General features: G+C 71.6%; 20 protein-coding genes. 14 read left to right on the top strand and 6 right to left on the bottom strand.

What is annotated here, in order from left to right; genetic code table 11:
• Positions 1-535: 535 nt before the first annotated feature.
• From GVV75_RS01190 to pth, 8 genes are all read left to right on the top strand, one after another.
• Positions 536-1,123 carry a hypothetical protein gene (locus GVV75_RS01190; RefSeq protein ID WP_159813106.1) on the top strand — a complete coding sequence of 196 codons (588 nt, stop codon included), beginning with the start codon at positions 536-538 and terminating at the stop codon, positions 1,121-1,123.
• 171 nt (positions 1,124-1,294) lie between these two features.
• Positions 1,295-2,581 carry a phosphopyruvate hydratase gene (gene eno, locus GVV75_RS01185; protein ID WP_159813104.1) on the top strand — a complete coding sequence of 429 codons (1,287 nt, stop codon included), beginning with the start codon at positions 1,295-1,297 and terminating at the stop codon, positions 2,579-2,581.
• 247 nt (positions 2,582-2,828) lie between these two features.
• Positions 2,829-3,539 (top strand): FtsB family cell division protein, encoded by a 711-nt coding sequence (locus GVV75_RS10495; protein ID WP_159813102.1) that lies wholly within the window; start codon positions 2,829-2,831, stop codon positions 3,537-3,539.
• Positions 3,536-4,114: a DUF501 domain-containing protein gene (locus GVV75_RS10215; protein WP_159813100.1), complete on the top strand. Its 579-nt coding sequence runs from the start codon at positions 3,536-3,538 to the stop codon at positions 4,112-4,114. The genes GVV75_RS10495 and GVV75_RS10215 overlap by 4 nt, the downstream gene beginning before the upstream one ends.
• A gap of 26 nt (positions 4,115-4,140) precedes the next feature.
• Entirely contained in the window at positions 4,141-5,121 is a 981-nt protein-coding gene (locus tag GVV75_RS01170; protein WP_159813098.1) for a Ppx/GppA phosphatase family protein, read from the top strand.
• On the top strand, positions 5,114-6,061 hold the full coding sequence (locus GVV75_RS01165; RefSeq protein WP_159813096.1) for a type I 3-dehydroquinate dehydratase: 948 nt from the start codon (positions 5,114-5,116) through the stop codon (positions 6,059-6,061). The genes GVV75_RS01170 and GVV75_RS01165 overlap by 8 nt, the downstream gene beginning before the upstream one ends.
• Positions 6,062-6,274: 213 nt before the next feature.
• Entirely contained in the window at positions 6,275-6,880 is a 606-nt protein-coding gene (locus tag GVV75_RS01160; protein ID WP_159524421.1) for a 50S ribosomal protein L25/general stress protein Ctc, read from the top strand.
• A gap of 23 nt (positions 6,881-6,903) precedes the next feature.
• Positions 6,904-7,500, top strand: a complete 597-nt coding sequence (pth, locus tag GVV75_RS01155; protein ID WP_159524420.1) for an aminoacyl-tRNA hydrolase — start codon at positions 6,904-6,906, stop codon at positions 7,498-7,500.
• Between the two features lie 57 nt (positions 7,501-7,557).
• Here pth and GVV75_RS01150 read toward each other — a convergent pair whose 3' ends face one another.
• The 4 genes from GVV75_RS01150 to GVV75_RS01135 are packed head-to-tail and all read right to left on the bottom strand — an operon-like array spanning position 7,558 to position 11,738.
• Entirely contained in the window at positions 7,558-8,307 is a 750-nt protein-coding gene (locus tag GVV75_RS01150; protein WP_268891766.1) for a response regulator, read from the bottom strand.
• Positions 8,289-9,917, bottom strand: a complete 1,629-nt coding sequence (locus GVV75_RS10210) for a sensor histidine kinase (RefSeq protein ID WP_235905655.1) — start codon at positions 9,915-9,917, stop codon at positions 8,289-8,291. The genes GVV75_RS01150 and GVV75_RS10210 overlap by 19 nt, the downstream gene beginning before the upstream one ends.
• Before the next feature lie 10 nt (positions 9,918-9,927).
• Entirely contained in the window at positions 9,928-10,764 is an 837-nt protein-coding gene (locus tag GVV75_RS01140) for an ABC transporter permease subunit (protein ID WP_159813094.1), read from the bottom strand.
• 26 nt (positions 10,765-10,790) lie between these two features.
• Positions 10,791-11,738 carry an ABC transporter ATP-binding protein gene (locus GVV75_RS01135; RefSeq protein WP_159717399.1) on the bottom strand — a complete coding sequence of 316 codons (948 nt, stop codon included), beginning with the start codon at positions 11,736-11,738 and terminating at the stop codon, positions 10,791-10,793.
• Between the two features lie 448 nt (positions 11,739-12,186).
• On the opposite strand from GVV75_RS01135, the gene GVV75_RS01130 reads away from it, so the two are divergent.
• From GVV75_RS01130 to ilvA, 4 genes are all read left to right on the top strand, one after another.
• Entirely contained in the window at positions 12,187-13,170 is a 984-nt protein-coding gene (locus GVV75_RS01130; RefSeq protein WP_159524417.1) for a Bax inhibitor-1/YccA family protein, read from the top strand.
• Positions 13,171-13,308: 138 nt separating this feature from the next.
• Complete coding sequence (locus tag GVV75_RS01125; protein WP_159524416.1) at positions 13,309-13,716, top strand: FKBP-type peptidyl-prolyl cis-trans isomerase; 408 nt, start codon at positions 13,309-13,311, stop codon at positions 13,714-13,716.
• Positions 13,717-14,422: 706 nt separating this feature from the next.
• Positions 14,423-16,288, top strand: a complete 1,866-nt coding sequence (ilvD, locus tag GVV75_RS01120) for a dihydroxy-acid dehydratase (protein WP_159813092.1) — start codon at positions 14,423-14,425, stop codon at positions 16,286-16,288.
• A gap of 203 nt (positions 16,289-16,491) precedes the next feature.
• Positions 16,492-18,078, top strand: coding sequence for a threonine ammonia-lyase, biosynthetic (ilvA, locus tag GVV75_RS01115; protein ID WP_159813090.1), 1,587 nt, complete (start codon positions 16,492-16,494; stop codon positions 18,076-18,078).
• Between the two features lie 170 nt (positions 18,079-18,248).
• Here ilvA and GVV75_RS01110 read toward each other — a convergent pair whose 3' ends face one another.
• Complete coding sequence (locus GVV75_RS01110; protein WP_159813088.1) at positions 18,249-19,316, bottom strand: hypothetical protein; 1,068 nt, start codon at positions 19,314-19,316, stop codon at positions 18,249-18,251.
• A 236-nt stretch (positions 19,317-19,552) separates the two neighbouring features.
• On the opposite strand from GVV75_RS01110, the gene GVV75_RS01105 reads away from it, so the two are divergent.
• Both GVV75_RS01105 and GVV75_RS01100 read left to right on the top strand, forming a co-directional pair.
• Complete coding sequence (locus GVV75_RS01105; RefSeq protein ID WP_159522019.1) at positions 19,553-20,092, top strand: NADPH-dependent FMN reductase; 540 nt, start codon at positions 19,553-19,555, stop codon at positions 20,090-20,092.
• A 329-nt stretch (positions 20,093-20,421) separates the two neighbouring features.
• Positions 20,422-20,976, top strand: coding sequence for an NADPH-dependent FMN reductase (locus GVV75_RS01100; protein WP_159522021.1), 555 nt, complete (start codon positions 20,422-20,424; stop codon positions 20,974-20,976).
• Positions 20,977-21,106: 130 nt separating this feature from the next.
• Here GVV75_RS01100 and GVV75_RS01095 read toward each other — a convergent pair whose 3' ends face one another.
• The gene (locus tag GVV75_RS01095; protein ID WP_159813086.1) at positions 21,107-22,930 is read right to left on the bottom strand and encodes an ABC-ATPase domain-containing protein; all 1,824 of its coding nucleotides are present in this window, start codon (positions 22,928-22,930) and stop codon (positions 21,107-21,109) included.
• Between the last annotated feature and the right edge of the window lie 18 nt (positions 22,931-22,948).

The following is a 22,948-nucleotide window of genomic DNA, read 5'->3' as shown; positions in this document are numbered from 1 at the left end:
GACGCTCCACTCGGTGTGGATGGCACCGGTCGGTGTGGATGGCACCGGTCGGTGTGGGTGGCGCCAGTCGGTGTGGGTGGCGACGCTCGGTGGAATTGGTGCGCCTGGTGCCGAGTGGTGCGCTTGGCCCTGAGTGGTGCGAGTTTCACCGACTGGTGCGGGCAGGACGCTCCACTCGGTGTGGATGGCTCCGCTCGGTGTGGATGGTGCCAGTCGGTGGAATTGGTGTGCTTGGCCCTGAGTGGTGCGAGTTTCACCGACTGGTGCGGGCAGGACGCTCCGGTCGGTGTGGATGGCACCAGTCGGTGTGGATGGCACCGGTCGGTGTGGATGGTGCCAGTCGGTGCGGGTGGTGCGCCTGGTGCCGAGTGGTGCGCTTGGCCCTGAGTGGTGCGAGTTTCACCGACTGGTGCGGGCAGGACGCTCCGCTCGGTGCAGATGGCTCCGCTCGGTGTGGATGGCACCGGTCGGTGCAGACGGCTCCACTCGGGGATACGATGACTTGGTGACTCGCCGTGAGAACAGGAGAAGCACCGTGACCACTCCCCGGATCGCCTCCCGCGCGCCCCGATTGCTCACCGCCGCCGCGGCCCTCCTGCTCGGCGCTTCAGCCCTGGGGGCCTGTTCCGCCCAGCCCGGCATCGCCGCCACCTCCTCCTACACGGGGCTCGACGGCGCCACGCACTCGACGACGATCACGGAGAAGGACCTGCAGAGGGCCGCCAAAGATCTCAAGCCGCTGAAGTGGCCCGTCGCCAAGACGCTCACGCTCCTGGTCTCGGCCGACCTCATCGAGGAGGTCAGCGCGGCCCAGGGGCTCACCGTGAGCGACGAGCAGATCGACCTCCTGCTCAACGACCAGGTCGGCAAGGGTGAGTACTCCGCCCAGGCGCGGCGGGCGATGCGCGCCACCTACCTGTACGGCGTCATCTCCAAGCCCGACCAGGGCGGCATCGACGCCTCGCGGGCCGCGCAGGCGTTGAGCGACATCAAGCGGATCAACAACGCCGCGGATCTCGAGGTCTCCCCGCGCTACTCAAGCGCCCGCCCCTGGATCCTCGACCCCTCCGTGGCAGAGCCCGGTTCACCGGAGCCCGGCGCGCGGAAGCCGGCCGCGCGCTGACCCGGCCCGCGTTCTCGCCCGGCGCCCGGCTCCGGGCGCGGCCTGCGTTCTCGCCCGGCGTGAACGGCGCCCATCCGAGGACCATGGCCCTCGTGGGGATCCGCCCGTCCCGGTAGGCTTGGGCTCGCATCCGGATCACCCCGATCGGTTCACACGACAAAGGAGCACCAAGTGGCCCTCATCGAGAACGTTCACGCCCGCGAGATCCTCGACTCCCGCGGCAACCCGACCCTCGAGGTCGAGATCCTCCTGGAGGACGGCTCCTTCGCCCGCGCCGCCGTCCCCTCGGGCGCCTCCACCGGCGCCTTCGAGGCCGTCGAGCTGCGCGACGGCGACAAGGGCCGTTACCTCGGCAAGGGCGTCGAGAAGGCCGTCGCCAATGTCAACGAGACCATCGCCCCCGAGATCATCGGCTACGACGCCGCCGACCAGCGCGGCCTCGACCAGCTCATGATCGACCTGGATGGCACCCCCAACAAGGGCAAGCTCGGCGCCAACGCCATCCTCGGTGTCTCCCTGGCCGCCGCCGCCGCCTCCGCCGACTCCGCCGGCCTCGAGCTCTTCCAGTACGTCGGCGGCCCGAACGCCCACGTCCTGCCTGTCCCGATGATGAACATCCTCAACGGCGGCTCCCACGCCGACTCCAACGTGGACATCCAGGAGTTCATGATCGCCCCCATCGGCGCCAAGACCTTCCGCGAGGCCCTGCGCATGGGCGCCGAGGTCTACCACTCCCTCAAGGCCGTCGTGAAGGGCCGCGGCCTGTCCACCGGCCTGGGCGACGAGGGCGGCTTCGCCCCCAACCTCGACTCCAACCGCGAGGCCCTCGAGCTCATCGTCGAGGCCATTGAGAAGGCCGGTTACAAGCCCGGCGCCGACGTCGCCCTGGCCATGGACGTCGCCTCCACCGAGTTCTTCGACGAGAAGACCAAGACCTACCAGTTCGAGGGCGAGGCCCGCGACAACGCCTTCATGGTCGACTACTACGAGAAGCTCATCACCGACTTCCCGATCGTCTCCATCGAGGACCCGCTGAGCGAGGACGAGTGGGAGGACTGGAAGGCCCTGACCGACAAGATCGGTGACCGCGTCCAGCTCGTCGGCGACGACTTCTTCGTCACCAACCCCGAGCGCCTGGCCAAGGGCATCGAGTTCGGCGCCGCCAACGCCCTGCTGGTCAAGGTCAACCAGATCGGCTCCCTCACCGAGACCCTTGAGGCCGTCGAGATGGCCCACCGCGCCGGCTACAAGTCGATGACCTCCCACCGCTCTGGTGAGACCGAGGACGTCACCATCGCCGACCTCGCCGTGGCCACCAACTCCGGCCAGATCAAGACCGGCGCCCCGGCCCGCGGCGAGCGCATCAACAAGTACAACCAGCTCCTGCGCATCGAGGAGTCCCTGGGTGAGGCCGCCGTCTACGCCGGCGCCTCCGCCTTCCCGCGCTTCAAGGCCTGATCCCGGGGCCGGGCGCGGCGCCCGGCCTGGGATCATGACGATCTGAAACCCCCCCGCCTCGCGCGGGCCAGCGACCGTTGGCCCGCGCGAGGCCTTTTCGATCCGCGGTCCCGTAGGCCCCGTTTCGATCCGTGGTCCCGTAGGCCCCGTTTCGATCCGCGGCCCCGTGCGCCTTCCGCGCCATGGCCCGTGCCACTCCCGGGTGCGCCGGCTTGGAGGAGGCCCGGCCCTGCGGCAGGATCGCCCCATGAGCCCGCGCCGCCCGACCCCCGCCCGTCCCAGGGCCCGCTCCGAGGCGCGCCCCGCCCCGCGCACGACCGTCCGCAGCATCGGGCCCGGGCGCCTCACCGAGACCGGCGACGCCGTTCGTCCCCGCCGCGTTGAACGGCCTGAGCGCCCCGACCACCCAGAACGGCCCAGCGCGACGCCCGAGCGCGGCTCAGCCCGGGCCGCCGCCGAGCCGGTGCCGACCCCCATGGTCCTGCGCCTTGGCGGCCCGAAGGGGCTCGCCCTGCCCGCCCGCCTGCTCGTGCTCGCGACCGTGCTCGTCGTCGCGCTCGTCGTCGTCCTGCCCACCCTCAACCACTACCTGGCGCAGCGCGCCCGGTACGACGCCGTCACCCAGAAGATCGACGCCGCCAGGGTCACCGCCACCGCCCTTGAGCAGGAGGCGGCCCGGTGGCAGGACGAGGCCTACGTGCGCTCCCAGGCGCGCGAGCGCCTCTCCTACGTGATGCCGGGGGAGAGGAGCTACGTTGTCGTCGGCGCCAACGAGGCGCAGGCGCGGGCCGATGCCGATGCGCGGGCCGCCGCCAAGGAGGAGACCCGCGCCCCCTGGTACGACGCCCTCACGGAGTCCGCCGCCGTCGCCGGTGGCGCGGCGCCGCCGGCCGCGGGCCCCTCCGCGAGCCCGAGCGCCTCCCCCGCGGCGCCCGCTACCCCGGAGGCCACGAGATGAGCGCGGAACAGACGGGCCGGAGCGCGCAGGCCCGGTCGAAGCAGAGCACGACGGCGGGCGAGAACCCCGCGCCCCCATCCCCACCGTCGGTATCCCAGGCCGATCTCGACGCCCTGGCCGAGCAGCTCGGGCGCGTGCCCCGCGGCGTCGTTTCCATCGCGGCGCGCTGCGTGTGCGGCCGCCCCACCGTCGTGCGCACCGCGCCCCGCCTCCCTGACGGCTCGCCCTTCCCCACCAGCTACTACCTCACGCACCCCGCCGCCGTGCGCGGCTGCTCCACCCTCGAGGCCGAGCACCTCATGGAGGACCTCAACGCCCGCCTCGGTCGGGACGAGACTCTCGCCGACGCCTACCGGCGTGCCCACGGGCACTACCTGGCCGCCCGCGCCGAACTCGGCTCCCCCCACGAGATCGAGGGAGTGAGCGCCGGCGGCATGCCCACCCGCGTCAAATGCCTCCACGCACTCCTCGGGCACGCCCTGGCCGCCGGCCCGGGCATCAACCCGATCGGCGACCTCACCCTGGAGGCCCTGCGCGAGCGCGGCCTGTGGGACGATCGCCGCTGCAGCTGCTGACACTGCCAACCCCGTCCGGAGGACCCATGGCGCCCAACCGCGTCGCCGCGATCGACTGCGGCACCAACACGATCCGCCTGCTCATCGCCGACGCCCACCCCGACGGCGGACCCACCGGCTGGCACCTGGAGCGGGTCCAACGGCGCTCCACGATCGTGCGCCTCGGCCAGGGCGTGGACAGGACCGGCCGCCTCGATGAGGGGGCCCTCGAACGCACCCTGGATGTCGTGACCGACTACGCCGAGCGCATCCGGGCCACCGGCGCTCGCAGCACGCGCTTCGTCGCCACCTCCGCCACGAGGGACGCGAGCAACCGGGACGTCTTCGTCAATGGCGTCCGCCAGCGCCTCGGCATCGAGCCCGAGGTGGTCTCCGGCCAGGAGGAGGCCCGCCTGTCCTTCGCCGGCTCGCTCCTGGGCGCACGGGGCGGGGCGCGGCGCCTCGTCGTCGACCTCGGCGGCGGCTCCACCGAGCTGGTCCTCGGCGCGCGGGCGCCCGAGGCGGCGATCTCCCTGGACACCGGCTCCGTGCGCGTGACCGAGCGCTACCTCGCCGACGGCGTCACCAGCGCGGCCGAGGCCGCCGCCCGGGCGCATGTGCGCGACCTCCTCGACCGCGCCGAGGAGGTCATGGACCTGGGCGCCACCGAGGAGCTCGTGGGCCTGGCCGGCACGATCACCACGATCACCGCCCACGCCCTGAGCCTGACCGACTTCGAGCCCGACTCCATCCACGGCTCCCGCCTGCCACTGGGCACCGTGCTGGCCTCCTGCGAGGCGATCCTTCGCTCGACGGCGGCCGAGCGCGAGTCCTGGGACTACCTGCGCCCAGGGCGGCGCGACGTCATCGCCGCGGGGGCCCTCGTGTGGTCCGAGGTCATCGGCCGGGTCGCCGAGCGCACGGGTGAGGCCGGGCGCCCCCTGGAGTCCGCGGTCACCTCACTCACCGACATCCTCGACGGCATCGCCCTGTCCCTGGCCGATCGAGCGGACCAGCGCCGTGACTGAGGCTCCCGCGCCGGGGGGAGGCAGGACCCCGCCGCCCGGCTCGCCGCTCTGCTCGCGCCCCGCGAGGATCGGGGCCGCCGAGCTCGGCGGGGAGCGCGTGGTCATCGCCGTGGCCACGACGGCCGACACCATCGATGGCATGAGGGGCGCCGGTGGCGCCGGGGGCTCAGGCTCCGCGCTCGCCCAGGCGCTTGCGGCCGCGGCCGGGGGAGCGGATCTCGTGGAGCTCCGGCTCGACCTGCTCTCACCGCCGTGGGCCGCCAGCCCGCAGGCCCAGGTCGCCTTCTGGCATGAGGCGATCCTCTTAGTCGCCGCGGCCCTGGCCCCCACCGGCACGCCTCTGCTCGCAACCGCGCGCAGCCGGCGCGAGGGCGGTGGCGCGGCCATGGATCCGCGCGAGCAGGCTGAGGCCCTGGAGGCGCTCATCGATCTCCAGGCCGAGCATCGTGCCGGGCGCGCGATCGCTGACGCGCTCGACATTGAGTTGTCCACCGGCGCCCTGCCCGCCCTGGCCGAGCGGGCCCACCAGGAGGGGATCGCCGTCGTCGCCTCGAACCACGACTTCACCGCTACCCCGCCGGACGGGGAGATGCTGGACAGGCTGGAGCGGATGGAGGCCGGCGGCGCCGATTGCGCGAAGATCGCCGTCATGCCGCGCAGCGAGGAGGACGTCGACCGCGCGCTCCAGGTGGCGGCGCGGGCCCGGGCCTCCCTCAGCATCCCGGTGGCGGTCATCTCCATGGGGGAGCGGGGGCGGCGCAGTCGCCTGGAGGGCTGGCGCTACGGCTCCGCCCTCACCTTCGCCACCCTCAGCGCCGATCCCGCCGCGGCCTCCGCCCCTGGCCAGCCCACCATCGCCGCCCTCCTCCCCCTCTCCCACCGAGACCGGTCGAAAACAAGAGCGAAACCGGGCGGTTTTCCACAGGCCGACGGATGCTGAGCCCCGTCCCCAGACTCCCGGGGTGGCCCGCCTCACCGGCTCCCGCCTGGCCCGCGCGCGGCGCCGTGCCGTAATGTTGGCCCGAAACCCCGGCGAGGGACACGCGCGAGCGCGTGCATCCGTGATCGACGTGGTGGCACCGGAGCGTGTCGCGCGTCGTCGCGCCGGACCACCGACGCGCGGGGCGCGCCCCGCCCTCCCCAGGAGACCCAGATGTCCAACGCCATCACCCTCAAGGCCACCGTCCGCACCGGCTCCGGCAAGGGCGCCGCCCGCCAGGCCCGCCGCGATGGCCGGTGCCCCGCCGTCATCTACGGCCACGGCTCCGAGCCCCGCCACATCCTCCTCGAGGAGCACGCCACTCGCCTCGCTCTGCGCGGCAACGAGAACGCCCTGATCAACATCGACCTGGAGGGCGAGGACCTGCTCGCCATCGCCAAGGACATCCAGCGCCACCCCATCCGCCCCGGCGTGCAGCACGTCGACTTCCTCCTGGTCAACCGCAACGAGCGCGTCGACGTCGAGGTCCCGGTCAACGTCATCGGCACCCCCGCCCCCGGCACCATTCACATGATCGAGCTCGACCACGTTGAGGTCACCGCGCCGGCCGTCGCCATCCCCGAGGCCATCGACGTCGACATCACCGGCGTTGAGGGCGGCACCATCATCACCGTGGCCGACCTGGCGCTGCCCAAGGACGTCCAGGCGATCTCCGACGCCGAGCTCGCCGTCGTCAACGTCACGATCCCGACGGCCCGCGATGCGGGCGACGCCGCCGGGGATGAGGCCGGCTCCGAGGCCGCCCCGGCCGCCGAGTGACGCGCACGCGCGGCTGATCACCCATGAGTGACCCCTGGCTCATCGTCGGGCTGGGGAATCCCGAGGCCCGGTACGCCCACAACCGCCACAACATCGGTCATATGGTGATCGACGTACTGGCGGGGCGGACCGGGTCTCGGCTCTCCCGCCACAAGGCCCGCGCCCGCGTCGCTGAGGCCCGCCTCGGCCTCCTGCCCGGCGGCGCGCCCGGGCCGCGCGTCATCCTCGCCCGCCCGGAGGCCTTCATGAACGTCTCCGGCGGCCCGGTCAAGGCCCTCGCGCGGTTCTACGGCGTCGACCCCGCCGCGCGCCTGCTCGTCATCCACGACGAGCTCGACATCAGCCCCCATGAGATGCGGCTTAAGCGGGGCGGCGGCGAGGGCGGGCACAACGGGTTGCGGTCGATCTCCCAGGCCCTGGGCACGCGCGACTACGCCCGCCTGCGCGTGGGTATCGGCCGGCCGCCTGGCCGCCAGGACCCGGCCGACTTCGTGCTCTCGGACTTCCCGGCGCGTGAGCGCTCCGACTGGGCGGTCACCTGCGAGGAAGCCGCCGACGCCGTCGAGAGCCTGGTGATCCTCGGTTTCGACGCCGCCCAACTCAGGCTCCACTCCGCCTGAGGGGGAAGGGGAGAGAGCGGCGGGCGGCTTCGGGGCCCGCCGCGGCCCCTGACTCACTCAGGACGTCATGAGCCCCGTCTCATAGGCGACGACGACGGCCTGCACCCGGTCCCGCACGTCCAGCTTGGCCAGGATGTTGCCCACATGGGTTTTGACCGTGGTCGCGGAGACGATGAGTTCGTCCGCGATCTCCTGGTTGCTCATGCCCTGGGCCATGAGGATGAGGATCTCCCTCTCGCGGGGGGTCAGCGATGTCAGGCGCGGGTCCTCGGAGTCGGGGGCGCTGACCGAGTTCGGCAGGTCGCCCGCGAACATCTCCAGGATCCGGCGCGTGATGCGGGGCGAGACCACCGCCTCCCCGCCGGCCACGGTGCGGATCGCCTCCGCGAGTTCGGTGGGCCGGGTGTCCTTGAGCAGAAACCCCGAGGCCCCCGCCCGCAGGCCCGCGAAGGCGTACTCGTCGAGGTCGAAGGTGGTCAGGATGAGGACGCGCGTGCGCGGGCACTCGGCGGTGATCCTCGCGGTGGCCTCGATGCCGTCCATGCCGGGCATGCGCACGTCCATGAGGATGACGTCCGGCTTGAGGGCCCGGGCCTGGGCGACGGCGGCCGCGCCGTCGGCGGCCTCGCCGACGACCTCGATGCCGTCCTCGGCGTCGAGGACCATGCGGAAGCCCATGCGCATGAGGGACTGGTCATCGGCCAGGACCACGCGCACCGTGGCTCCGGAGCCCTCCGGTGATGCCGCCTGGGGCGTGGGGTCGGTCCGCTCTGCCACATCGGCCCCGTTCACATGGGCATCTGCCATGGCGTGGATCCCTCCTGATCCTCCTCATCCCAGCGCAGGACCGCGCGCACGCGCCATCCTGAGGCGTGGGGTCCCGCTTGGACACTCCCACCATAGACGGCGGCGCGCTCCCTCATGCCGATGAGTCCTTTTCCTGAGCCGTGCATGGGGGTGGTGCCCGGGGCGGCCTCATTGTCCACCGTGAGCACGGCGGTCCCGACGTGCCTCTCGACGTCAACGCTCACCCTGCTCGTGGTGGGAGCGTATCGAAGCACGTTGGTGAGGGACTCCTGGGCGAGGCGGAAGAGGGTCATCTGGAGGCCCCGGTCCTCAGGAAGGTCGCGCCCCCGCCAGGAGTAGGTGATCGGGATTCCCGCGGAGGCGAAGCGGTCGACGAGGATCTGGAGATCCGCCTGTTCGGGGGCCGGTCTCATGGGGACGGCATCGCCGGTAGCGCCGTCCGCGTAGGCCGCGGAGGCGCGCCGCAGGTCGGCGACGGCGGTCGTGGGCTCGCGTGGCGCGACCGTGCCGGGAGGGGCGAACTCGGGGACGGGGAGGTCCTTGATGCGCTTGCCGTCGATGTCGGTCGAGCCGCCCGCCCCGCCGGTGGCGCGGGTCGTGAGGGCGCCGACCTGCGGGTCCTCGCGCAGCACGCCGACGAGCCTGCGCGTGTCGGCCAGGGCGCCGCGGCCCGTCTCCGCCAGTGCCGCGATGGCCTGCCGGGCCATCTCGGGATTCCGGTCGAGCGCGGCCGCCGCGCCGTCGGCCATGGTGACCATGACGGCCAGGGAGTGGGCGACGACGTCGTGCATCTCGCGGGCGATGCGGGAGCGCTCAGCGGAGACCGCCAGGAGGCTCGCCTGCTCCCTCTCCAGGGCGATCCGATTGGACCGCTCGCGCTCACGGGTCAGCCGGGCCCGCTGGGTGTGGATCGTCAGGCCGACCACCACGCCGCCCAGGTTGAAGACCACAAGGACGAAGGAGTTATGCATCATCACGCGCGAGGAGAGGATCTCAACCGGGTCCATCCGATTGATCACCGCGTCGAATCCGGCTTGGCTGATGATGGCGATCAGGGTCGTGATCAGGGCGGCGCCGCAACCGTGGCGCAAGGGAGAGCGGGCGGCGATCGTCCCGAGGATGATCGAGGCCGCCGGCAGCAAGAAGTTGGGGACGATGTCGAGGACGGGGGCCGCGCGGAGGTCGTCCAGCCAGAGGAGCAGCATGCCGATGTGGTGGATCGGCAGCGCCAGGGTCACCAGGGCCCAGGCGAGGCGGGTGGCCCGCCGCCTGAGGAGCAGGCAAGTCAGGCACAGCGCTGAGATGGCGACGGAGAACGGCAGCCACGGCTGAGCGGTGGAGCCAGCGCCGAGGGCCTTGGGGACGATGAGGGCGTTGGGGGTGAGCGTCAGGGCCAGCCCCGCGACCGCCACGGTGATGAGCAGGTCCACCACGATCGGCGGCACGGGCGCCCCGGTGGCGCGCGGGCGCCAGGGGGCTCGTCCCTGGCCGCCCTTGGGGGAGGGGGACTGGGGCGAGGCTTCCGGGACGGCTTCGGGCCCGGTGGAGGCGAGGCCCGCCGCGGCCTCCGGGAGGGCCGCGGCGGGCTCGTTAAGGGGTGTCGCGCTCATCGGGCGGTCATCAGGCGTCGCGCCGGGAGAAGATCACGTAAGCGATGATCATGGGGATGATGAACCAGGCGCAGGCCACGAGGGCGGCCTGCCAGTGGTCGAGGAAGCCACTCCAGGACCGGGCCCGCGAGAAGGGGTCGGTCAGGGCGAGCACGGCGTTGCCCGGGAGGAGCTCGGCCAGATTCTTCGCCCACTCGAACCGCGCCGACAAGAGGCTAAGGGGGATGGTGATGACGAACAGGAGGACGACCGCCAATGAGATCGCCCCAGCGGTGGAGCGGAAGATGAATCCCAGGGCCAGGCTCATCAGTGCGATGGCGGCGAAGCCGAGGCCGGCCCCCCAGATGTAGCCGGCGTACTCGGCGTTGGTCAGGGACACGGCGTGGTCCCCGATGAACGGAGCGGAGATCGCCCAGGCCAGGAGGATGGACACGGCCCCCAGGAGGAAGGAGAAGGCGGCTGTGACCAGGGCTTTGGCCGCTAAAACCTGTGAGCGGTGGGGGATGGCGGTCAGGGTGGAGCGGATCTGGCCGGAGGCGTACTCACCGGTGATGATCAGGGCGGCGAGCACGGCCACGGCGATCTGCCCGAAGGACGTCCCGGCGATGATGGTGTCGGCCGCCTGGGCGGTCAGATCGGATTGCGATGATCTGCTGAAGACGATGGCGATGCCGGCGCCGAAGAGGACGGTGATGATCATGGTGATGGCGGAGGTGACCCAGGTCGAGCGCAGGGTCCGGAGCTTGAGCCATTCCGAGCGCAGGGCGCGGCCGAAGGTCTGCTTGCCGTTGATGCGCTGGGCGCGGGTGGCTCGCCGCGCTGCGCCGGGGGTGCTGGGGGCGGTCATGGGGGTTCTCCTTGGGGTCGGCGGGGTCAGGCCCGGTGGGCGGCGCGCTTGGTGGGCTGGTTGGCCTGGGCGGGGGTGGTGCTGTACTCGGTGGCGCTGCCGGTGAGCTCGAGGTAAGCGTCTTCGAGGCTGGCTTTGATGGTGGTCAGCTCGTGCAGGGTGATGCCGTGGGCGGCTGCGAGTTCTCCGACGCGCGCGGCGGGGGCGTCGGTGAGGGTCAGGACGCCGGGCTCGGGGGTTTGGGTGGGGATGTTCTCAGTGGCGAGCAGGGTGGCCAGGTCCGCGGCCTGGGGGGAGGCCACGCGCACGGTGTCGGTGGTGGCCGAGGCGATCACCTCGCTGACGGGGCCGGAGGTGAGGATGCGTCCGCGGCCGATGACGATGAGGTGGTCGGCGGTTTGGGACATCTCGCTCATGAGGTGGGAGGAGATGAAGACGGTGCGTCCTTCGGCGGCCAGGGCGCGGCAGGTCTGGCGCACCCAGATGACGCCTTCGGGGTCGAGGCCGTTGACGGGCTCGTCGAAGATGAGGATGCCGGGGTCGCCCAGGAGGGCCGCGGCCATGCCCAGCCGCTGGCCCATCCCGAGGCTGAACCCCTTGACCCGCTTCTTGGCCACCTGGGTCAGTCCTGTGATGTCCAGGACCTTGTCGACGCGGCTGGTGGGGATGCCGTTGGAGACGGCCAGCTGCGTGAGGTGGGCGCGGGCCGAGCGCGATCCGTGCAGTCCCTTGGCGTCCAGGAGGGCGCCGACGGAGCACAGGGGGGCGCTCAGGTCCTTGTACTTCTTACCGGCGACGGTCACGGTGCCGGCGGTGGGCTTGTCCAGGCCCATAATCATGCGCATCGTGGTGGATTTGCCGGCGCCGTTGGGGCCCAGGAAGCCGGTGACGGTGCCGGGCTCGACGGTGAAGGAGATGTTGTCCACGGCCAGTTTGTCGCCGTAGCGCTTCGTCAATCCACGTGCCTCGATCATGGTTCCTGGCTCCTTAGGTTGGGGGGGGCTGATCGCCGCGCGGGCCGTGCGGCCCGCGCTGCCCGACGGGGTCCATGGGAGCCGTCGGGGCCGGAGAGGTGACTGCGTTCGTCCCGACGGCGTGGCACCAGGCTAGTCAACGGCCCTCGCCGGCCCATCGGCGCGCGGGATGATCCTGCGAGGGGAGTGGGGCAGGACCCGCGGAGGACGCGTCTCCTCCTCAAGGAGGAGACGCGGCTCGATGAGGAGGCGCGGCCAAGGCGCGAGGAGGCGCGGCCAAGGCGCGAGGAGGCGCGGCCAGGGCGCGAGGGGCGCGGCGGAGGTGGGTACTCCTGCCCGGGGCGGCGGTCGACCGGGAAGGGGAATGTGCGGCAGGATGGGGGTGTTGAGATGGAGGGCCCAAGTAGGGCCGCGCCGTCGGCAGTCCCCGTCCAGAGAGGACATACCCTTGAGCAACCCCTTCTTCGATCGAAACCCGGCCTTCAACGGAGGGGCGCGCACCGCCGTCGCGACGCCCCAGACCACCCCCGCCGGTTACCCCGCGATGCCCGGGTACCAGCCGGGCCAGTACGGCCAGGCCCAGCAGTACGGCCAGGCCGCGCCCTACGGGCAGGCGCAGTACGGCCAGCCGGTGGGATACGGCGCTCCCCAGCAGGCGGGCTACGGCCAGGTCACCCCGGCCCAGCTCGACCGGATGGAGGCCCAGTACGGGGCCCCGGCCGCCACCAACGTGGACCGCGGCCGCATGACCTACGACGACGTCATCATGCGCACGGCCGCGATGTTCGCGGTCATTCTCGCCGTCGGCGCCGTCTCCTGGATCCTGGCGACCAATCCTTCCACCGCCCCCGTCGGCTACCTCCTGATGGTCGGAGGGGCGATCGGCGCCCTCGCCCTGGGCCTGGTCAACTCCTTCAAGAAGGTGCCCTCGCCCGCGCTCATCCTGGCCTACTCGGCCTTCGAGGGCGCCATGCTCGGCGCCTTCTCCGGCGTTATGGAGGCGCGCTTCCCCGGGATCGTCATCCAAGCGGTGCTGGCCTCCGTCGCGGTGTTCGCCGTCATGCTCGGCGCCTACAAGTTCGGCGGCTTCCGGTTGTCCGGCAAGGCGCAGCGGATCCTCATGCTCGCCATGGGCGGCTACCTCGTCTTCTGCCTGCTCAACCTCGGGGTCATGCTGTTCTCTGACGCCGGCGGGCCCTTCGGCCTGCGCTCCCTGGAGATCGCGGGCATTCCACTCGGCATCATCGTGGGCCTGCTGGCCGTCGTCATGGCGGCCTTCAGCCTGGCGATGGACTTCGAGTCCATCCAGCGGGGCGTCGAGGCTGGCCTGCCCACCCGCTACGCGTGGGCCGGGGCCTTCGGGCTCGTCGTCACCCTCGTGTGGCTGTACGTCGAGATCCTGCGGATCCTGGCGATCTTCTACGACGACTGATCCTCTCAGAGTCCTCCCCGTTCGCGGGGGCGCGGGGCCGGCCGGGCATGACCCGGCCGGCCCCGCCGCATGGGCGGCCGGCGCGGAGGCGGTGCCCCGATCAGTCAGCCTCGGGGCTTATCGCGTAGGCTGGCGCGCATGATCAACTCGAACATGCCCACTGTTGAGGGTGCCAAGGGCACCAAGCCGGTCCTCACCTTCCCCGGCCCGGATGCCCCCGCGGGCCTCCAGGTCCAGGTGCTCGACGCTGGTGAAGGCCAGGTCGTCGAGGCCGGCGACACCATCGTCGCCCACTACCTCGGCCAGTCCTGGAACGGCGACGTCTTCGACAACTCCTACGACCGCGGCCAGCCGCTGAGCTTCCAGATCGGCGTTGGCATGGTCATCCGCGGCTGGGACGACGGCCTCGTCGGCCAGCGCGTCGGCTCGCGCGTCCTGCTGTCGATCCCCGCCGAGCTCGGCTACGGCGAGCGCGGCGTGCCGCAGGCCGGCATCAAGGGCGGCGCCACCCTCGTCTTCGTCACGGAGATCCTCGGCGTCATGTGAGCAGCGCCCACTCCTCCCTCCCTCCCCCTCGCCGAGACCGGTCGAAATTAGGAGCGAGACCGGTCCGGGGCGGAGGGTGGGCGCGTCATCAGGGGCCCGGGCGCGTGAGAGCGTCCCGGGCGCCCTGCTGGCGCCCCCGGGGGATCGCATCGCCGTTCCCTCGTCATCCCTGGCGGCACGGGGTTTCGCGGCGGTACGTGGGCGGCCCATGGAGTGTCTGACCGGCCTGATGCCCGTCGAGCCCCCGACCACGCGTCAGCTGGACGCCCCACGCTCCGTGCGACTGCCAGCCTCGCCCGAGGCACCTCGCACGCTCAGATGGTTTGGCAGGCGCTGGAAACCGCATGATTCCGGGGTTCTTCCCGAAGGCTCGCGCGGGCTGCTCCTCTCCCATGTGCAACCACCCCCCTGGATGCACATGGGAGAGGATCCGCTGCGGGATTCGGCGAGGCGGAACCGCGGAATCATGCGGATCTTGGCGGCGAGGGAGACTCTCTTACGTGCGTGTCGCCCTGCTGGGGTGGCGCCCGGTGCGCGGGAGGCGCGTGGAGAGGAGCCAGGGAGGAAGTGAGTGCCGTGGCCCGGCGCGCGGGAGGCGCGTGCGCGGACCGCACAGTGACCATTCGCATCGATATGACATGGTGGCCGCTAATCTGGGCATCGCGTCATCGTCTTCGGCCCTGCCGAGCCGAGAACAGGAGCCCTTATGCCGCAGTACCGCAGCGCCACCTCCACATCCGGCCGCAACATGGCCGGCGCCCGCGCGCTCTGGCGCGCCACCGGCGTCAAGGACTCCGACTTCGGCAAACCCATCATCGCCATCGCCAACTCCTTCACCGAGTTCGTCCCCGGGCACGTCGGCCTGCGCGATGTCGGCCGCCGCGTTGCCCGTCAGATCGAGGCGGCCGGCGGCATCGCCAAGGAGTTCAACACGATCGCCGTTGACGACGGCATCGCCATGGGCCACGACGGCATGCTCTACTCCCTGCCGTCCCGCGACCTCATCGCCGACTCGGTGGAGTACATGGTGGGCGCCCACTGCGCTGACGCCCTGGTGTGCATCTCCAACTGCGACAAGATCACCCCCGGCATGCTCATGGCCGCGCTGCGCCTCAACATCCCCGCGATCTTCGTCTCTGGCGGGCCGATGGAGTCGGGCAAGATGACGGCCGCGGACGGAACCACCCGCAAGCTCGACCTCATCGACGCCATGATGGATGCCGCCGACCCCACCGTGGATGATGAGACGATCTCCGCCATTGAGCGCTTGGCCTGCCCCACGTGCGGCTCCTGCTCGGGCATGTTCACCGCCAATTCCATGAACTGCCTCACCGAGGCCTTGGGCCTGGCCCTGCCCATGAACGGCACGCTGCTGGCCACGCACTCCGATCGCGGCGAGCTCTTCGATGCCGTCGGCCGCCAGATCGTCGAAATCACTCGGGCCTACTACGAGGGCGACGACTCCACCGTCCTGCCGCGCTCCATCGCCACCAAGGCAGCTTTCGAGAACGCCATGGGCCTGGACATCGCCATGGGCGGCTCCACGAACACGGTCCTTCACCTGCTGGCCGCGGCCCGCGAGGCCGGGGTCGACTTCCACATGGCAGACATCGACCGCCTCTCCCGCAAGGTTCCGCACCTGTGCAAGGTCGCGCCGTCGACGAACCTCATCCACATCGAGGACGTCCACCGCGCCGGCGGCATCATGGGCATCCTCGGGGAGATCGACCGCGCCGGCCTGCTGGATACGACGACGACCAACGTCCTGGGCTCGACCCTGCGTGACGCCCTGGACGAGTACGACATCGCCCGCCCCGGCGCCACCGTCTCCGACGCCGTGCGCACCGGCTACCTCGCCGCTCCCGCCGGCGTGCGCACCACCCAGATGTTCTCCCAGGCCTCGCGCTGGGAGCAGCTCGACACCGACCGTGCTGCCGGCGCTATCCGCGACCGTGAGCACGCCTTCTCCCAGGACGGTGGCCTGGCCGTCCTCTTCGGCAACATCGCGACGAAGGGCTGCATCGTCAAGACCGCCGGGGTGGACGCCTCCATCCTCACCTTCTCCGGGCCGGCCGTGGTCTTCGAATCCCAGGACGCCGCCGTCGAGGGGATCCTCGGCGGGAAGGTGAAGGCCGGCGACGTCGTCATCATCAGCCACGAGGGCCCGCGCGGCGGCCCCGGCATGCAGGAGATGCTGTACCCGACGACCTACATCAAGTCCATGCACCTGGGCAAGGAGTGCGCGCTGCTCACCGACGGCCGATTCTCCGGCGGCACGTCGGGGCTGAGCATCGGGCACGTCTCGCCGGAGGCCGCGGCGGGCGGGCTGATCGGGCTCGTGCGCACGGGGGACGTCATCGACATCGACATCCCGGGCCGCTCCATCTCCGTGCGCCTGTCCGATGATGAGATCGCCTTGCGCCGCGCGGCCGAGGAGGCGCGCGGCGACGCCGCTTGGACGCCGCACGAGGAGCGCCCGCGCCGTGTGAGCGCAGCGCTTCGCGCCTACGCCATGCTGGCCACATCCGCCGACCTCGGCGCCGTGCGGGACCTCAGCAAGCTCGGCATGTGAGGCTCGGGCGGGCCCCTGGTGCGCTCCAGCGGCGCCATCCGCGCCGAGTGGTGCTGTTTCCCCCCACTGGCGCGGGTAGGACGCGCCTGTGGGTGCGAACAGCACTGCTCGGGGTGATTCGCGCCAGTCGGAGGCCGCCCGCGCGGCGCCCACGGACTGGTGGTGCCGACGGGGCCGCGAGCCGACTCCTCTAGGCTGACGGCGTGAACGAACCTGACGGCACCGATACTCCGTGGGACGCCTCCCTGTACTTGCGCGCGATCCTGCGCGCCCCCGTCTACGAGGCCGCCGAGCACACGCCCCTGCAGCGCATGGACGCCCTATCGGCGCGCCTGGGCTGCGAGGTGGCCGCCAAGCGAGAGGACTTGCAATCGGTCCACTCCTTCAAGATCCGAGGCGCCTACACCTGCATGCGCATGCTCTCCGACGACGAGCGCTCTCGTGGCGTGGTGACCGCCTCAGCGGGGAATCACGCCCAGGGCGTCGCCCGTTCCGCGGCGCTGCTCGGCTGCCGCGCCCTCATCGTCATGCCGACCGTCACCCCCCGCATCAAGGTCGATGCCGTTGCCGCCCTGGGCGGGGAGGTCCTGCTCCACGGCGACAACTTCGACGCCGCCAAGGCTGAGGCTCAGCGCCTGGCCGACGAGGACGGCCTGACCTACGTGGCCCCCTTCGACGATCCCCGTGTCATCGCCGGTCAGGGGACCATCGGTCTGGAGATCATCCAGCAGGATGCCGGGCTCGACCGCGTCTTCGTGCCCGTGGGCGGGGGAGGCCTGGCCTCCGGCGTCGCCGTGCTCATCAAGCAACTCCTTCCGAATGTGCGCGTCATCGGTGTCGAGCATGAGGAATCCGCCTGCCTGACCGCGGCACTGGCCCAGGGCGCGCCCGTCACGCTCGGCCGGGTGGGGCTCTTCGCCGAGGGCGTGGCCGTGCGCCGCATCGGGGATGAGACCTACCGCCTGTGCTCCGAACTGCTCGACGACGTCATCACCGTCTCCTCCGACGAGGTCTCCGCCGCCGTCAAGGACCTCTTCGAGGACCTGCGCGCCATCTCCGAGCCCTCCGGAGCCGTCGCCCTGGCCGGCCTCAAGCGCTACGCCTCCGAGCACGGCCTGGCCGGGGAGCGCCTGGCGTGCGTCGTCTCGGGGGCCAACCTCAACTTCCACCAGATGCGCTACATCTCCGAGCGCGCCGAGATCGGTGAGCAGCGCGAGGCGATCCTGGGGGTGACCATCCCCGAGGAGCGCGGCTCCTTCCTGCGCTTCGCCCGGATCCTCGGCGGGCGCAGCGTCACCGAGTTCAACTACCGGGCGGCACCGGGCCTCGACGGATCCCTTGAGCCCGGCCCCGCCCGCATCTTCGTGGGCGTGGGGCTGAGCCGCGGGCGCGAGGAGCGTGCCGAGATCGTCGCGGACCTGGAGAGGGCCGGGTATGGCGTCGTCGACCTCACCGACGACGAGCTCGCCAAGGTCCACGTGCGCTCGATGATCGGGGGGCGGGCTCCGGCCGGGCTGACCGAGCGGCTCTTCAGCTTCGAGTTTCCCGAGTCCCCCGGGGCGCTCGTCCACTTCCTCGAAGTGCTCGGCACTCGCTGGAACGTCACCCTCTTCCACTACCGCACCGACGGCGCCGACTACGGCCGCATCCTGTGCGCCTTCCAGGTGGGGGTTCGCGGCCTCAGCCCGGAGGCGGAGGCCCGCGAGCTGCGTGAGCACATGAATCGCCTCGGCTACGCCTACCACGAGGAGACGGAGGACCCCGCCGCCGCCTTCTTCCTGGCGCGCTGAGGCCGGCGGCCAGGGCGGCTGACACAGCCAGGGCGGCCAGTACCGCCACTGCGGCCGCCGCGGCCAGTGCGGCCTGCGCGACCGGCACGGCCAGTGCCGCCACTGCGGCCCGCGCGGACCCCACCGTCCGCGCGGACCCCGCCGCTCGCCCAGCACCGCCGGGTGCACGCTCATAGCCCGAAGGCCATGCCGGGCATGGCTTCCGGCGGGTACTCGTCGTAGGGCGTGAAGAACCATGCGAAGTGGCGCCAGATCGGCTCGGGCAGATCCCTCAAGGTGATGAGCGGGCGCTCGATGGAGGGCCCCGGCGCCATGAGCGGTGACCAGGCGCCATCGGCGCTCACGTGGTAGAGCAGGGCTGACAGCGGGTGCTCCGCGTGCCCCCACCGAGTCAGCGACCACGTCAGCAGGGCGCTGAGATGAGTCTCATCGATGCCCTCGGCCAGAGGCAGGATTCCCAGCGACTCCTGCTCGGGCAGCGCCAGGACGAAGCCGTCGGGCGGATGCGGGACGTTCCGCTGCTGGCACACCTCGGTCAGGCTCATCGCCAGTGCCGCCGTCAGCATCGAGTCCGAGCCGATGAGATGGATCCCCTCGCCGTCGCCCACGTGCTCCGTCCTGTCCAGGACGATGCGGGCGTTGGCGAGCGCGGCGGCGTCCACCCGCTCCTCGCCCAGGCGCTCATAGAGGCGGGCCGAGGGCTGGGAGATCAGGAGCCCGCCGATGTCCATGACGCGCGTGAGGCGCAGGCCCGGGGCGATCTCCGGCTCATCGGCCTCGGCGGGGATGCCCCTGCTGGGCGGCACCAGCCGCAGCCGCAGGGCCCCCAGCACCTCCTCATCCGAGTAGTCCTCGAGTTCGCGCGGCGTGCCGTCGGGGCGCACGGCAGCCATGAGCCCGCTGATGTGATGGCCCACGGCCTCCTCCCACAGCTCCCGCTCCGTGCGGGCCAGGCATGCGGCGATCCGGTGCAGGACGAGTCTCGCGCCTTGGGGCGTGCGCAGTGAGACGGGCGAGTCGAGCCGGCTCCCGGGGAAGCGCAGGCAGACCTGGCGCAGCATCTGCGCGCGCAGCCAGTCGGCGTCGCGGACGGACAGCTCGGGCAGGAACGGATCGGGCGGGGAGGAATGCGGTGGCGCCTGGCGGGATGCGGTGCCTGCGGACCGCCGCGAGCGTGATGATCGGGCGGAGGGGCGCCGGAGGTGGGAATAGTGTCGTGCTGGTCTCACTGTGCTCATGTGGACGACGCTAGGCCGACAGCGCGTGCCCGCGGCTGAGCCCTCCCCAACAGGGCATCGAACCGGAGCACCTCGGGACATGTGGGTCACGACGAGCTTATGTGTGGTCTTCGTGCCATGCGATGAGGCTTTGACAAGTGGGGGCAGACCGCTACACTGATACGCGTATCAACTAGATGGTGCCGAACTTATCGGCTAACACTCTAAGTGTTCGCCGTTCCCGCAAGGAGCCCCTCATGACCACCCGCATCGCCGTCGTGCACGGCTCCATCCGCCCCGCCTCGGCCGGCGCCGCCGTCGCCGACTGGGTCGCCGCCCAATCCGCCCTGGTCGACGGCGTCGAGGCCGAGGTCCTCCGCCTGGCCGACTTCAAACTCCCTCTCTTCGCCGAGGAGCTCCCGCCGGCCATCGCCATGCCCCAGCACCCCGCCGGGGTGGCCTGGAACGAGAGGCTCGGCTCCTATGACGCCGTCATCTTCGTGACCCCCGAGTACGACCACTCGATCCCCGGGGCTCTGAAGAACGCCATTGATTACCTCGCCCCCTCCGTGCTCGAGAGCAAGGCGATCGGCGTGGTCGGCTACTCCTACCAGCTCGGCCTGCGCGCCATCGAGCACCTGCGCCAGGTCCTGGCGTCCTTCAACTCCTTCGTCGTCGGCCCGCACGTCGCCCTGCACATCGCGACCGACTGGACCGACGGCGAGTTCGCCCCGGCGGCCTTCCATGAGGGGGAGGTCCCGGCGATGGTCCGAGCGATCGTCGCCGCCACGAACTGATGCGCCCTGATTGTCCCTGACGCATCACACCGCGCGGATCCCGGTGACCTGACATGAGGGTGAAGCGCCGCGATCAGCCCCCCTGGGCGTCGCGCTCCTCGCGCGGACCAGCGCTTGCTGGTCCGCGCGAGGGGCGTTTTCGGCTCTTATGGCGCTGGTGGTCTGGTGGTGCCGGGGGTCCTGGGTGGGTGTGAGCGCCTGTGGGAGGCGGTGGCGCTTCGGCCTGTGGTGCGAGTCATGGTCTCGGAGGTGCTCAGGGTGGGCGCTAAGGCCTAGAATACTTAACAATTCAAGTACCGCGCGGTACCCAGAGAAGCCAAGGAGTTGCCATGACCAAGATCGCCGTCATCCTCGGATCCGTCCGCCCCAACCGCGCCGGGGCCTCCGTGGCCGAGTGGATCGCCTCCAAGGCGAACGAGGCCGAGGGCGTCCAGGCCGAGATCCTCGACCTCGCCTCCTTCAACCTGCCCATCTTCGCCGAGGAGCTTCCTCCCATGGCGGCCCCGGCCAAGGACCCGGCCGCCGTCGCCTGGAACGAGGCCCTGGCCGGATTCGACGCCTTCATCATCGTCAGCCCCGAGTACAACCACTCGGTCCCCGGCGGCCTGAAGAACGCCATCGACTTCATCACCCCCTCCGTGCTCGCCAACCGCGCCGTCGGCCTCGTCGGCTACTCCTACTCTGCGGGCCACCGCCAGATCGAGCACCTGCGCGCCATCCTGGCCAACTTCACCACCGGCGTCGTCAGCGCCCAGGTCAACCTGCACCTCGCCACGGACTTCTCCGGCGGCGCCTTCGCTCCCGCGGCCTTCCACGACGGCGAGGCCGCCAGCCTCGTCCAGGCCCTCGTCGCCCAGGACAAGGCCCTGGCCACCCTGCGCTGAGCGCGAGCCCCTGAGCCGGACCACCGCGCTCAGACGGCGCTCCTGCCCGCGAGCGGGCCCGGTGACCGCGAGATCACCGGGCCCGCTTCCCGCTTCCCGGGGGGCAGGGGACTGGGCGGTGCCCGCTCGGTCAGCCCACCTCGAGCGGCCGGTAGCGGTTGACGGCCGCCGCCACGTCCACCATCCGGGGCCGTACGAGGAACGCCCCGCCCTCGTCAAGCGCGTCCAGGCCCTCGTCGTCGAGCAGGGCCTCCAGGTCATCGAGGCACTCGCGCAGTGTGGAGGCGGCGTCGAAGCGCCGTTCCAGCAGGGCGCGCAGGGCATGGGCCGCCGCCTCGGCCTGGCCCGGGTCCACGATCCCGGCCACATCCGAGATGTCGACCTCCTCGCGGTCCAGGGTCAGAGCGTCGGTCCCCCGGGCGCGGGTGCGGATCGGACCGCGCCGAGCGCGCGCCGGGGCGGGGGCCGGGACGCGGCCGGAGCCGAGCGGGAAGTCCTCCAGCGCGGTCCCCTCCCGGGGCTGCTCCACGACGACGGCTCGCGCCTGCTCGGTGGCGTCGCGCAACTCGTAGGAGTCCAGGAGGAGGACATGGTCGGCCACGTCCAGGTAGTCGCCGGAACCGCCCATGACCATGACCGTAGAGACGCCCAAGCGCGAGGACAGCGCCCCCACCCTGTCCACCAGCGGAGTGATCGGCTCGCGCTCGGCGGCCACGAGCGAGCGCATGCGCGCGTCGCGGATGAGCAGGTTCGTGGCCGAGGTGTCCTCATCGAGGAGCAGCGCCGTGGCCCCCGCCTCGATGGCCTCGACGATCGCAGCGGCTTGGGAGGTCGATCCCGAGGCGTTGCGGGTGGTGAAGGCGGCCGTGTCCCGGCCCGCGGGCAGGTGGGAGATGAAGGGCGTGAGGTCGACGCCAGTGACGGCCCGACCATCGGCGGCCCGCACCTTGACGGCGTCGGGGACGGTGGCCACGAGTTCGCGCCCATCGCCTGGCACATGCGGGTAGACGCCCCTCTCGATCGCCGCCAGCAGTGTCGACTTGCCGTGGTAGCCGCCGCCGACGATCACCGTCACGCCCTTCGGCACGGCCGTGCCGCGGACCGCCCCGGCATGGGGGAGGACGACCGTGGCGGCCAGGGATTCCGGTGCTCTCAGGGCGACGCCGCCCGAGCGCAGCGGCTCATCGCTCACCCCGGATCGGCGCGGCAGGAGGGAGCCATCGGCGAGGAAGGAAACCCAGCCCGCCTCCCGGACCGCCGCCGTGAGGGCCCGGTGGTCCTCCAGGGCCTCCACATGGGCGAGGAGTCGCTCAGCGCGCGCGCCCGTGAGGCTCAGGGCCGTCTCGATCTCGCGGACGAGATCCCGGCCGACGATCCTGGCGGCCTCATGGCCCTGGATGGAGCGGCCCTGGGCGGGAAGGGCCATGCGGGCGCGGACCTCGATGGTCCAGGCCCCGGCGTCCTCAGCGCCGGTCGCGGCCGGGAGGAGGACGACGGCGGAGCGCTCCAGGATCTCCTGGCCGGGCGCCGCGATGGACAGGGCGGTGCCCTTGAAGCCCGCGTGGATCTCGCGGGTGAGGAAATCAGCGAGCGCGAGGCGGCGGTCCGCCGTCGCCAGTAGGCCCTCTCGCGCCAGGAGCGCCAGCGAGGGCAGGGAGGCGGGCGCGGTGACCCGGATGCGCGTCGGCGGGGCATAGGGGTCGGCCTGGACCCGGTCGATGTGGAGCGCCCATCCCTCGGGCGCCAGGTAGCGCCCGAGGATCGCCCGGTAGGCCGGGTAGGCGCGCCCGTCCAGGGCGTGGAGGTGGCCGATGAGGTCGCTCAACTCCCCGTCGCGCGGCTCGTCGTCGTAGCGGCGGCGCCCGCCCCGATAACCGCGGTCGCCCCCGCGCCGATCGCCGCCGTCGTGCCTGGCGCGGTGTCCGTTCCCGCCCGAGTGCCTGTCATCGCTCATGGGCTGATCCTGGCACAT

Source organism: Actinomyces sp. zg328 (genome assembly GCF_009829635.1).
GTDB classification, from domain to species: domain Bacteria; phylum Actinomycetota; class Actinomycetes; order Actinomycetales; family Actinomycetaceae; genus Actinomyces; species Actinomyces marmotae.
This window is presented reverse-complemented; position numbering and strand designations above follow the sequence as displayed.